The following is a 12,038-nucleotide window of genomic DNA, read 5'->3' on the forward strand; positions in this document are numbered from 1 at the left end:
TCAGGCTTCGTGCACGAAGCGGGTCAGGAGATAGGGCTCAAGCCCTTCGGGCCCGCCCTCATGGCCCCAGCCGCTGGCGCTGGACCCGCCGAACGGCACCTCCGGCAACGCGACCGTGAAGGTGTTGACTCCGATGGCGCCGGCATTCAGCCCTTGCGCCAGTCGCCGGGCCGTCGGGGCGTGATCGGTCACGACATAGCCGGCCAGGGCAAAGGCACTGTCATTGGCGAGCGCGAGGGCTTCGTCGATATCGTCGAAGGCTGCGACGGGCGCGATCGGCCCGAATGGCTCGGTGCGCATGATCGCGGCCGACGCCGGTACCTCGGCCAGCACCGTCGGCGGAAAATAGAAGCCGGGACGCTCGAGGCGGGCGCCACCGGTAACGATCCTGGCATTCGCCTGGACGGCATCGGAAACCAGGAGCGACATTGCATCGACGCGGCGCGCGTTCGACAGCGGTCCCATCCCGGAGGCCTCGTCGCTGCCCGGCCCGACGATGATCGCGCGCGCCCGCTCGGCCAGCCGGGCGACGAAGCGATCGTAGCGGGAACGATGGACATAGAAGCGGCTGGCGACATTGCAGCTCTGTCCGGCATTCCGGAACTTGGCAGCGGCGATGAGGTCGGCGGCAGCTTCGGGGTCGGCGTCGGCGCAGATGATCGCCGCCGCATGCCCGCCGAGCTCCATCGTGCAGCGCTTCAGCGCCGCCCCCGCCTGTTGGGCGAGCTGGCGGCCAACCGCGGTTGAACCCGTGAAGGAGACCTTGCGGACGACAGGCGACGCGATCAGGGCGGACGAGATCTCGGCCGGATCCCCGAAAAGCAGGTTCAGCGCGCCCGGCGGCAGCCCGGCCTGTCCCAGATGATCGGCGATCGCGAACGCGGTCGCCGGCGTCTCCTCGGCCGGCTTGGCGATGACCGCGCAGCCGGCGGCAAGAGCCGGCGCCAGCTTGCGCACCAGATTGATCGCCGGGAAATTCCAGGGCGAGAACGCCGCGACGACACCGACAGGCTCGCGTGAGGTCGCCATGCGCGCGCCGGGGCTACGGGCCGGGATCGTCCGCCCATAGCTGCGCCTTGCCTCGGCCGCATAGAAATCGAAGGTGTCGGCGGCGGCGTCGATCTCGGCGAGCGCCTCGCGCATCGGCTTGCCGTTTTCCTGCACGATCAGCGTGGCCATCCTGCTGCGGTCGGCGCGCATCGCCTGCGCCGTCAGGCGCAGGACACGCTCGCGCTCGATGGCCGGCGTCGCGCGCCAAATCCGATAACCGTGCGCAGCCGCCGCCTCCGCGCGCCCGATATCCTCGGCAGACGCGCCGGTGAACTCGGCGAGAGCGCCGCCGGTGGACGGGTCGAGCACGGTGATGGTCGAACCGGTTCCTTGGCGCGCCGCGCCGGCGATCGATAGCGAAGGACGGGGATAAGTCATTGGATGCCGCCATTTCTAAACATATGTTTGAAACATACATTCGAATCAGCGACTCTGACAAGAGGCCGCCGGGACGGCTTTATCCGGGAGGGGCCTCAAGGCCGGCGGAGACAAAACGGACGAGGCGGCGAACGGTTTTTTCGTGATCGACTCGCTCACGATCGGTCTCGGCGACCGCGAGCGCCGAGGCGGGCGCGAGGTGTACGAGGGTCTGCAGGACGGCGCCGCGTGCACAGTCGTAGCGCAGCGCGATCTCCGTGCGGGACAGGTCTGGCAGCAGCTTCTGCAGCAGGTCGACGAAGCGCTCGTGGACGGGGCCGAACTGCTCTTCGACGATGCGCTTCGTCAGCGGCAGCTGGCCGGTGCGGACCTGCATCAGGATCGTCATGACATCGCGGTACTCGCCGGCGCCGAGTTCGACGAGCGGCCTGACCAGCGCTTCGGCAACGGCTGAAATCTTCGGCAGCGCCGGCGCCGACTGCCGGATGCAGGCCTCGAGCGCGCCGCTCCTGGCCCGGATGATCGGCTTCAGCCCGGCCTCGAAGACCTGGCGGATCAGCTCGTCCTTGGAGCGAAAATAATAGTTGATTGCCGCCGTGTTGACGCGGGCTGCCTCGGTGATGTCGCGCACGGTGCCGGCTTCGAAGCCACGCTCGGCGAATACGGTGAGCGCCGCGGCCAGAATCCTCTCCCGCGTGTCGGGTTCGCTCGCCGCCGGCGCCACTCGCTTCATCGCATCGTCCCTCCATGAGTCCGCGCGCCTGCACGGCCGAGTTGTCGCTCTATCGCTAGCGGTGCCGGATCGCGAGCGAAAGCCGCTTGACAACAGTTTTTTACAAACAGATGATTAAAACAATTGTTTTCAACAGGCATCGTGAGGGCGAGCCTGGAAAACCCGGAGGGGAACCCGACCATGCTGACGAAACTGACGTCGACAGCGTTGCTGCTCGCGAGCCTGTTCACCGCTTCGGCGGCCGTGGCCCAGGATTCGCGCACGATCCGCATCGGCCTCGTCGTGCCGCCGAACCAGCAATGGACGCTGAGCGCCCAGGCTTTCGGAGAGGAGCTCAAGGCTGCGACGAACGGACGGCTCTCCGTCGCGGTTTTCCCGTCCAGCCAGCTCGGCTCGGAAGCCCAGATGATCCAGCAGCTCCAGACCGGGGCGCTCGACATGGGCTGGCTGACCACCGCCGAACTGTCGAACCGCGTGCCGGAACTGGCCGCGCTGCATGCTCCATTTCTCGTCAAGGACATGGATCAGGCCCGGGCCGTTCTGGAAAGTCCGGTCGCCGAGAAAATTCTCGAGCGCTTCCCGGCCAGCATCGGCGCCATCGGCCTCGGATACGGCATGACTGGCCTGCGCCAGATCCTGACCCGCGACAAGTCGACGGGCATCGCCGACATCAAGGGCAAGAAGATCCGCGTCATACCGTCCGCGCCGGCGCGTGACTTTTACGAGCTGCTCGGTGCGGCGCCCACGCCGGTGCCGTTCGCCGGTGTCTACGATGCGCTCGCCAATGGTCAGGTCGATGGCATCGACATGGATTTCGAGGCGACGTTCTACAACAAGTACAACCAGCTCGCCAAAACCATGCTGGTGACCAATCACGTCATGGCACCGATGGCCGCTGCCTTCTCGGCCAGGGTGTGGCGCGATCTGAGCGAGGCTGATCAGAAGCTGATCCGCGATCTCGTCGCCAAGCAGATGAAGCTCATCCGCAACGAGTTCGTCGCCAACGAGGAAGCCTTCCGCAAGCGCCTGGCTGAAGCCGGCTTCGAGATGAGGCCGGTCGCGCGCGAGACGTTCGCGGAGGTCGTCAAGGCCTGGGATGCGCGCTGGGAGGCCAAGGCGCCCGATCTGAAGGCGCTGCGAACCTTCACTCGCTGACGCCGGCCGGTCGCGCCAACAGGAGAATGTCGCCATGGATCTGACCGCGCGAGACGCGGCCCTCCTGCGCTGTCGCCGCAGGACTGTCGCGGAGGCGACGCAGGCCGTCAGCCGTGTCGTCGCCGCTGGTGAAAAGGTGCTGGTGACCGCCTTCGTCGCCGCGATCTTCGCGCTGATCCTGCTGAACATCGCAACCCGGGCCGCCGGCCGGCCGCTGATTTGGGTCGACGAACTTGCGATCTATCTGATGGTCGCGACCTGCTTCATCGGCACCTCGCTGACGGTGCGACAGCGGCTCGACTTCGCCGTGACGCTCGTTATCGACGCGCTTGGGCAAGCCAAGCGCAGGGTCGTCGACGCGATGCTGACCGTGATCGGCCTCGCCTATGGGCTTTTCCTGATTGTGCTGTGCTGGCGACTCTTCGACCCGGTGCAGCTGGCATGGTCGGGCTTCGACATCGCGGCCTACACCGCGGCCTCGCTGAACTTCCTCTATACCGATCCGACCCAGACGCTGGGAATTCCCAAATGGGTCGTCCTGCTCGTGCTGCCGCTCTACGCCGTCGGCGTCAGCATTCATTGCCTCGCCAATCTGGTCGAGGACCTGGGCTGGGCGGAGCGCGAACGGATCGCCGCCGACAGCGCCGCGACCCTGGAGGCCGGCTGACATGATCACTGGTGCAGCTTTCACCGCGTTCCTGCTGGGCGGCCTGCCGATCGGGCTCGTGCTCTGCCTTGCGACGTTGTCCTACGTCGTCGCGACGCGAAACTGGCAGCTCTTCGATTCCTATCTGATACAGCTCTTCGGCGGCATCGATTCCTACGGCCTGCTCGCCCTGCCACTGTTCATCCTGGTCGGCGAGTTCATGAACGCAGGCGGGATCACGACGCGGCTGCTCGAGATGACAATGGCCATCACCGGCCGGATCCGCGGCAGCCTCGCCTATGTCAACGTCTTCGCCAACGGGCTGATCTCGTCGATCCTGGGATCGTCGACGACCCAGATCGCAATCATGGCGCAGACGCTCGTGCCGGAAATGGTGCGCAAAGGCTACGACAAGAACTTTGCCGTCGCCACCACCGTCTCGGCGGGATTGCTCGGGCCTATCATCCCGCCCTCGCTGATCTTCGTGATCTACGGCGTGATGGTGCAGGCACCGATCGGCGACATGTTCGTCGCGGGAATCATTCCCGGCCTGCTGATCATCGCGGCCTTCTGCCTAGTGATCTGGCTGATGGGCTTCTGGCTCGCCTATCCCATCGAGCCCCACGCTTCGGTCCGCGAGCGCATCGGCCGGTTCATGCGCGGCCTGCCCACCATGCTGATCCCGATCGTCATCCTGGTCAGCATCATGACCGGACTGGCGAGCCCGACGGAATCGGCGGCGCTGGCCTGCGTCGCAGCGCTGTTTCTCGGCTTGGGCTATCGCGAGATCGATCTGCGCCAGCTGCCGCAGATGTTCCTGCGGACCGGGCTCAACACGGCGATCGTGCTTTACCTCGTCGCCGCGGCCAACGTCTTCACCTGGGTGCTGATCCACGGCCAGGTGCCGCAGGTCGTCGCCAGCTGGATGACCTCGGTGGCGAGCGGACCGGTCAGCTTCATGCTCTGGCTCAACCTGATCCTGCTGGTCATCGGCACGGTGATCGACGGCGTCGCCGGGCTGATCCTGATCGTGCCGATCCTCTATCCGATCGCGACCGGCCTCTACGGCATCGATCCGATCCATTTCGGGGTGGTGGTCTCGATCAATCTGACTCTCGGGTTGGTTTCGCCGCCGGTCGGGGCTGCGCTATTCGTCGGCGCGTCGTTGACGAATACCAAACCGAGCGACGTCTTCGCCATGTCACTCCCCTTCTGCCTCGCAACCTGCGTGGTCCTGGTCGTTCTCAGCATCTGGCCATGGTTCACGCTGGCGCTGATCAGATGACTCCACGCGCAAACAGGACAATCGCGATGAATCAGTCGAGCACGGCACCTGGCGGCGTCGCCCGCATCTGGCGAGGTCGGACCAGCAGCACCCTGGCGGACGAGTACACCCGTTATCTCTACGACCACGGCGTGAAGAAGCTCGAGTCGCTCGGCGCGCGCGGCGTCCAGATGCTCCGCGAGGACCAGGCGGATTCCAGCTTCTTCATGGTCACGTCGTTCTGGGACAGCATGGAGGCGATGACCCGCTGGGCCGGAGCCGACCCGACCCGGATCAGGCATCTGGACAAGGACCCTGAATATCTTCTCGAACTGCCCAGCAGCGTGCAGATCCTGAGCGTCGTCTCCTGCAACTGGATACTGGCGGATACGATGCGCATTTAGACCATATTGGCTCTGCCTGCCGGGCTAGCAGGCCCTGCAAGGCCGCTTCCGGGCTATGTGGCCTGCTGCCGGCTTCGCGGGCACCGTGAGTGAGTGTTTCGTGAGGCCGGAGGGTCTGCGGCGCTTCGAAGCGCGTCCAAATGCGAGGCTCTCCAGACCCACTCCGATGCATGCGTGCAGCGGCCTCGCTCGACAGAAGCCCCCAGACTACGAAGATAAGCGTAACCCGCGTGAACGAGACCGCGGCACAGAGGTGCAATCCGAGCTTGACCCAACTGCCCGACTAGTGAGGCAGACCTTCGATGTACGTCAGCAAGCGAACTATGAGCACGTGAGCTTCGACACGCGCAATGCGGCGACGTTCCCAGCGGGATCGTCGACTTAGTCTGCAGCAAGCCGGCTCATGACGAAGCGCGTCGTTTCTTCCGCGAGTTCCTCGGGCAGTCGTCGATAACCGCCGAGAAAGGCGCGGCAGATCAGCGGGCCCGTGAGGAGATCGCAAATCCATTCGGCATCGATCTCTCCCGTTAGTTCGCCGCGCGCCCGTGCGCGCCCGAGAGCTCGCGATGTGGATGCCCTGCGCGGTGCCACGAATCCGTGCCACCAACTGCTGGCGAGCTCCGGTTCGGCACTGATATCGGCGAGCAGGCCGGGGAACAGCCCGGCGATGACGGGGTCGTTCCAGAACCGGATCTGAGAGCGCTGCAATTCCAACAGGTCGCCTGCAAGGGATCCGGTGTCAGGCGTTGGGTCGATACCATAGCCCTCGATCAGGGCACCGAGAACGAGGAGCACCTTGTTGGCGCCCCGAAGGTAGATGGTCGGCCGCGTGGCGCCGGTCCGTTGCGCAACCATGTCATAGGACAAGCGCTGGTAGCCGACCTCCGCCAGCAGATCGAGCACGGCGCGGGTGATGGCAGCATCGGTTGCACTCCGCCGGGGCCGCCCTCGCGTACGAGGCTTGTCGGCAAAGACCCCGGAAGGCTCGGGCGTCGGCTTGGCCGAGTTTGTCCTAGGCATCGCTACATCTCTTGACAGGGCCATTCGAACTAATTCATATACAGGTCGTATCGTAAATATAAGACCTCAAGGTCGTTTACACGATTTTCCCCGGGGAGGAAACCATGAAGCGCTTGTCCTATCTGTCGCGACGTCACGTTCTGGCCGGCATCGCTGCCCTGTCCACCGCGGCCGCGTCCCCACTGGCGGTCGCGCAGACCGGCGCTGGCAAACTGCGCGAATTGAAGCTCGGCGTCTTCCCGATCGTCGATGCCGCAGTCCTTTTGCTGGCGCGCGACCGGAGCATCTTCGAGAAGCATGGGCTCAAGGTCACGATCAGCACGTTGTCGACAGCCTCGATCGTGCAATCGACGATGAGCGGACAGGTCGATGTCGCGCTCAACTCCTTGCAACATACCGCCTCCGCCAGCGCGGCCGGATTGCCGATCGGGGTCGTGAGCGGCCTCAGCCGCTGGGCGAAGGGAAGCTCCGGAGCCGACCCCGATGGCCTGATCGTCCGCAAGGGGGATGTCCGCTCGGGCGCCGACCTCAACGGCAAGACGATTGCGGTCGTGGCGCTGAACAGCGCCGACGAACTCGCCGCCCGCGTGACGGTCGACCGCTTCGGCGGCGATGCGCGCAGCCTGAAATTTGCCGTGCTGCCGCCGCCCGCGATGAAGGGCGCCGTTCAGAACGGCGACGTACAGGCGGCCGTGGTCCACGACCCCTTCTACTCCTCCTTCATGGCGAGCGGCGCGTTCGCGGCTCCCTTCGGCAATCCGAACTTCCTCGCCTTTGCCGATCTGCCGCGCCTCGTCCTGATCGCCTCGCGCGACTACGCCAAGGCCAATGCGGATACGATGCGAGCGCTGCGCGCGGCCGTGGCAGAGGCGATCGCGTATGCCGAGAGCCATCCGCAGGATGTGCCGGAGGCCCTGATGAAAGGCTTCAACACGCCTGAAGCCGACGCCAAGGCCTCGGCGCTGCCGAAGCTCTCGGCCGAAGTCACGGTCCCCCAGGTGGCGCAGGTGAAGAAGCTGTTCGAGGATTACAGCTTCGCGAAGGGCACGGTCGATCCGTCCGCTCTGGTGCTGGCGCCGTGAGCGGTCTCGTCTCCCTTCCCTCGGACGGTACGCCGGCGCGCCGAGCGCCGCCGCGGCCGATCGGCCCCTGGCTCGGCAAGGCAGCCTTCCTGCTGCTCCCGCTGGCGGCGTGGCATCTCCTCGTGCTCAGCGGCAAGGTCGGGCCCGAGGTGTTGCCCCGGCTCGACGCGACGCTGCTGCGCCTGGCCGCACTGATCGCCGCCGGCGACGTTCCGGCCCGCATTGGCGAGACCCTTACCGGCTGGGCGATCTCGCTGCTGATCGCGACGTCGATCGCCGTTCCGCTCGGCATCCTTCTCGGATCGAGCGCCTTCGCGCGGCAGAGCAGCCGGCTGCTGGTCGATGCGGTGCGGAGCGTCCCGCCGCTGGGGCTAATCCCGCTGGCGCTGCTGCTGTTCGGCGCGCGCCGGCAGACCGAGCTTATGGTGACCGTACCGACCATGCTGTGGCCGATCATGCTGCAGGTCAGCCATGGCGTGCGCGACATCGACCCGATGTTGGTCGAGACCGGCCGAGCCTTTCGCCTGCCGAAGGCCACGCTGCTCCGGCATGTGCTGATGCCGGCTGTGACGCCCTATCTCATCACCGGACTGCGGCTTGCCGCCGTCATGGGTCTTCTGCTCTGCATCGGCATCGAGGTACTCACTTATGTGCCAGGCGTCGGCGCGGCGATTGCGGTCGCCCAGAGCGTCGGCGCGGTCCTCGACGTCTATGCCTATACGCTGGTAGCGATCGGGCTGGGCGTCGCGATGACGCTCGCGACCTATCTCGCCGAGGGGTTGCTCGTGCCCTGGAGCCCGGCGCGCAGGAGGCGGCCGTGAGCGCCCTGCGTTGGCGCGGCCTCGCGCTCGAACTTTGGCTACCGGCCCTGCTGGTGCTGCTCTGGTGGCTGAGTTCGCGCGGAAGCACGTCGCTCTATTTCCCGCCATTGGCGCAAATTCTCGATCGGTTCGCCTCGGACTGGCTCTTTGCCAGGGTCGGCAGCGACCTTTTGCCGAGCCTGCGCAATCTCGCCGCCGGCTTTGCGATCGGAGCTGGCCTTGGTGTGGCCCTCGGCGTCGCTCTCGGTCTGTCCCCGCTGGCGCGGCTCGCCCTGCCGCTGCTGGAAGTGATGCGCGCCGTGCCGGTGATCGCGCTGATCCCGCTCGTGATCATGCTGATGGGTACGGGGGACGGAGAGAAGATGGCGATCATCGCCTTCGGTACGCTGTGGCCCGTCGTGCTCAACACCACAGAGGGCGTCAGGACGATCGACCCGACGCTGCGGGACGCGGCCGCGACGATGGGGCTGCGCAAGCGCGACACCCTCATGCGCGTCGTCCTGCCGGCGGCGAGCCCGCAAACCTTCGCGGGCCTGCGGCTGGCCGTGTCGATCGCACTGGTGGCGACCGTAGGCAGCGAGCTCTTCGCCTCCACCCGTGGCATCGGCTACGTCATCCTGTCGGCGACGCAAGGCTGGGACATGCCGCAGATGTGGGCCGCGCTGATCATGCTCGGCATCATCGGCTATGCCCTCAACGGCCTGATGAGCCTGGCCGAGAGGCGTGCGCTCGGCTGGCATCACAGCCACGCCGCCTCCGGCTTCGACAGCTCTCATCGCAGGAAACGCTGACATGCTAGAGATCAATGATCTGTCGATGAGCTACGGCTCCGGCACGCAGGCGAAAGTCATCTTCCGGAACCTGAATTGCACCGTCGAGCGGGGCGAAATCGCCTGCCTCGTCGGCCCCTCAGGTGTCGGCAAGTCGACGCTGATGCGCTGCATCGCCGGGCTGTCGCGGCCCGTCGCCGGCACCGTGACCCTCGATGGCGCAGTGATCGACCGGCCGCACAAGGACATCGCGGTGGTCTTCCAGGACTACGGCCGCTCGCTGATGCCCTGGCTCAGCGTGCTCGGGAATGTCACGCTGCCCCTGCGTCATCGGATCGCCGATGGCGGCAGGCGCGACAGCGCTGCGGAAGCTGCCATCGAGGCCGTCGGCCTCAAAGGACACGAGCGGAAATATCCCTGGCAACTGTCCGGCGGCATGCAGCAGCGCGTCGCGATCGCCCGGGCGATCGCCTGCGAGCCGCGACTGCTGCTGATGGACGAGCCCTTCGCCTCCGTCGATGCCCAGACACGCGCTGAGCTGGAGGACCTGACGCTGGGCCTGCGCGAACGGCTCGGCATGTCGGTCGTCGTCGTGACGCACGACATCGACGAGTCGATCTACCTCTCGGATCGGGTCGTGGTGCTGCGCGGCTCGCCGGCCGAGGTGGTCGACACGCTCGCCGTGCCGTTGCCCACGCCACGCGACCAGATCGCCACCAAATCGGAGCCGCGTTTCGCCGAGCTCAGGGCGCGCGTGCTGCACGAAATCCGTGGCGAACGCGGAGCGGCGCCGGCGCGACTGAGCCTGGTCGGCGAAGAGCCCCTTCAACGGACCTCGATCGCCGGGAGAACCGCGTGATGGCCACGCCACAACAAGACGCTATGGGCGTCGGAATTCCGCCGGAGCTCGCAGGCAGGCCGCCGCGGTTGGCCGGAAAGGTCGCCATCGTCACCGGAGCCGGCTCGGTCGGCGACGGCTGGGGCAATGGCCGCGCGACCGCCGCCGTCTTCGCCCGCGAAGGCGCCGAGATCTTCGCGGTGGACCGCAATGTCGAAGCGGTCGAGGCCACGCGCGCCGCGATCCTGGAGCGTGGCGGTATATGCGAAACCCACGTCGCCGACGTGACGGACGCCGAAGCGGTCGGCCGGTTGGCTGATGCCTGCCTCGAACGATACGGCCGCATCGACGTGCTGCACAACAATGTCGGCATTGCCCATGTCGGCGGCCCCCTGGACACGGCCGAGGCCGACTGGGACCGGCTGATGGCCGCCAACATCAAGAGCATGTTCCTGACCTGCAAGGCGGTCATACCGATCATGCTGGCGCAGTTCGAGCGCGAGGGGCGCGGCGGCGCGATCGTGAATATGGGCGCGATCGCCGGCATCCGCTGGACCGGCGTACCGCTCCTCGCCTACGCCGCCTCGAAGGGCGCGATCGTGCCGTTTTCCAAGCAGATCGCGCTGCAATATGCGCGGCAGCGAATTCGCTGCAACGCGGTCACCGCCGGTTTCCTCGAAACCCCGATGATTACCGTGCTGCGTGACGCCTATGGCGCGGCGGATTTCGACGAGATGATGCGCAAGCGCGACCGCCAGATCCCCCGCGGCAAGATGGGCACGGGCTGGGACGTCGCCCATGCCGCCCTCTTCCTCGCCTCGGACGAGGCCGACTTCATCACCGGGCAATCGCTCGTCGTCGACGGCGGCGTCACCTCCCAGACCTGGCTCGATTCCAACGACAACTGACGGGCTTGCCATCGCGGCGCCCCGCATGCCGGAGAACGCTCCATGAAGAAGATGATCATCGACGTGCGCATGAACGAGTACGCCATGCGCGACGAGAACCCGAATGTCCCGTGGTCGCCGGCCGAGATCGCCGAGGACGCCGCCGAATGCTACGAGGCCGGTGCAACCTGCGTGCATTTCCACGGCCGCGACGGTGTGACAGGCGAGCCGGAGAACAGCTTCGAGACCTATGCCGAGACGATCGAGCGCATTCGCGAGAAGGCGCCCGACGTGCTTGTGCATTCGACGCTCGGCTACGTCACGCTCACCCCGTCGGAACGACGCGTCGAGCACATCCTCAAGCTCGCGCGCAACCCGAAGACAAGGCCCGACATCGCGCCCGTCGACATGGCCTCGATGAACGTCGACGTCTACGCCAAGGACAAGAAGGAGTTCGTCACCGACGACCTCGTCTTCCACAACCCGACCAAGCTGCTGAAATACTTCACTCGCGAGATTCAGGCGGCTGGCGTCAAGACGGTCCACACCTGCTGGAACATCGGCTGTACGCGCACCGTCGACGCCTTCATTGAGATGGGGCTGATCCGGGGACCTGCCTATATCGGCTTGCTGATGTCGGAGAGCGGGCTTTTCGCGGGCCACCCCGGTACTTATCGCGGCCTCTCGGCCCATCTCGACTTCCTGCCGCGCAACGGGCCGAGCGAATGGCTGGCGCTGGTCTATCCCGGCAGCGTGCAGCCGATCGCCAGCATCGCCATCGCCGAGGGCGGACATCTCTCCTTCGGGCTCGGCGACCATCCCTATCTCGAACTCGGCGGCAAACCGCGCAATGCCGATATCGTCCGCCATATTGCGGCCCTGGCTCGCAGCATGGGGCGCGACATCGCGACACCGCAGGAGGCGAGGGAAATTCTCGGCATCGCCGAGCCCCAGCGCGCGGCCGCCTGAGCGCGATAGTCGGAGGAGTGG

13 protein-coding genes are annotated in these 12,038 nt (G+C 66.2%); 10 read left to right on the plus strand and 3 right to left on the minus strand.

The features are described 5' to 3' along the window. Both BMZ21_RS10935 and BMZ21_RS10940 read right to left on the minus strand, forming a co-directional pair. On the minus strand, nt 1-1,428 hold the full coding sequence (locus BMZ21_RS10935) for an NAD-dependent succinate-semialdehyde dehydrogenase (protein WP_091833312.1): 1,428 nt from the start codon (nt 1,426-1,428) through the stop codon (nt 1-3). A 79-nt stretch (nt 1,429-1,507) separates the two neighbouring features. Next, entirely contained in the window at nt 1,508-2,161 is a 654-nt protein-coding gene (locus tag BMZ21_RS10940; RefSeq protein WP_091833315.1) for a TetR/AcrR family transcriptional regulator, read from the minus strand. A 180-nt stretch (nt 2,162-2,341) separates the two neighbouring features. Here BMZ21_RS10940 and BMZ21_RS10945 point away from each other — a divergent pair, with 180 nt between their 5' ends. From BMZ21_RS10945 to BMZ21_RS10960, 4 genes are read left to right on the plus strand one after another with little or no spacing between them, the layout of a single operon-like run. Then, nucleotides 2,342-3,316, plus strand: a complete 975-nt coding sequence (locus BMZ21_RS10945; RefSeq protein WP_091833318.1) for a TRAP transporter substrate-binding protein — start codon at nt 2,342-2,344, stop codon at nt 3,314-3,316. 34 nt (nt 3,317-3,350) lie between these two features. After that, nucleotides 3,351-3,983 carry a TRAP transporter small permease gene (locus tag BMZ21_RS10950; RefSeq protein ID WP_091833322.1) on the plus strand — a complete coding sequence of 211 codons (633 nt, stop codon included), beginning with the start codon at nt 3,351-3,353 and terminating at the stop codon, nt 3,981-3,983. A 1-nt stretch (nt 3,984) separates the two neighbouring features. After that, nucleotides 3,985-5,247: a TRAP transporter large permease gene (locus BMZ21_RS10955; RefSeq protein ID WP_091833325.1), complete on the plus strand. Its 1,263-nt coding sequence runs from the start codon at nt 3,985-3,987 to the stop codon at nt 5,245-5,247. Between the two features lie 26 nt (nt 5,248-5,273). Then, nucleotides 5,274-5,630, plus strand: coding sequence for a hypothetical protein (locus tag BMZ21_RS10960; protein ID WP_091833328.1), 357 nt, complete (start codon nt 5,274-5,276; stop codon nt 5,628-5,630). 381 nt (nt 5,631-6,011) lie between these two features. Here BMZ21_RS10960 and BMZ21_RS10965 read toward each other — a convergent pair whose 3' ends face one another. Continuing rightward, nucleotides 6,012-6,533, minus strand: coding sequence for a TetR-like C-terminal domain-containing protein (locus BMZ21_RS10965; protein ID WP_158673537.1), 522 nt, complete (start codon nt 6,531-6,533; stop codon nt 6,012-6,014). 221 nt (nt 6,534-6,754) lie between these two features. On the opposite strand from BMZ21_RS10965, the gene BMZ21_RS10970 reads away from it, so the two are divergent. Genes BMZ21_RS10970 through BMZ21_RS10995 form a run of 6 tightly spaced genes read left to right on the plus strand, consistent with a single transcriptional unit; the run spans nt 6,755 to nt 12,017 of the window. Next, nucleotides 6,755-7,732 carry an ABC transporter substrate-binding protein gene (locus BMZ21_RS10970; RefSeq protein ID WP_091833334.1) on the plus strand — a complete coding sequence of 326 codons (978 nt, stop codon included), beginning with the start codon at nt 6,755-6,757 and terminating at the stop codon, nt 7,730-7,732. Beyond that, nucleotides 7,729-8,553 carry an ABC transporter permease gene (locus BMZ21_RS10975; RefSeq protein ID WP_091833339.1) on the plus strand — a complete coding sequence of 275 codons (825 nt, stop codon included), beginning with the start codon at nt 7,729-7,731 and terminating at the stop codon, nt 8,551-8,553. Before BMZ21_RS10970 ends, BMZ21_RS10975 begins: the two co-directional genes overlap by 4 nt. Beyond that, entirely contained in the window at nt 8,550-9,344 is a 795-nt protein-coding gene (locus tag BMZ21_RS10980; RefSeq protein ID WP_167561602.1) for an ABC transporter permease, read from the plus strand. Before BMZ21_RS10975 ends, BMZ21_RS10980 begins: the two co-directional genes overlap by 4 nt. Before the next feature lies 1 nt (nt 9,345). After that, entirely contained in the window at nt 9,346-10,182 is an 837-nt protein-coding gene (locus BMZ21_RS10985) for an ABC transporter ATP-binding protein (protein WP_091833341.1), read from the plus strand. Next, entirely contained in the window at nt 10,182-11,069 is an 888-nt protein-coding gene (locus BMZ21_RS10990; RefSeq protein WP_336531907.1) for an SDR family NAD(P)-dependent oxidoreductase, read from the plus strand. Before BMZ21_RS10985 ends, BMZ21_RS10990 begins: the two co-directional genes overlap by 1 nt. A 42-nt stretch (nt 11,070-11,111) precedes the next feature. Next, on the plus strand, nt 11,112-12,017 hold the full coding sequence (locus BMZ21_RS10995; RefSeq protein WP_091833347.1) for a beta-keto acid cleavage family enzyme: 906 nt from the start codon (nt 11,112-11,114) through the stop codon (nt 12,015-12,017). Nucleotides 12,018-12,038 lie beyond the last annotated feature (21 nt).

Origin of the sequence: Allobosea lupini, assembly GCF_900109525.1 — a bacterium.
GTDB classification, from domain to species: Bacteria; Pseudomonadota; Alphaproteobacteria; order Rhizobiales; family Beijerinckiaceae; genus Allobosea; species Allobosea lupini.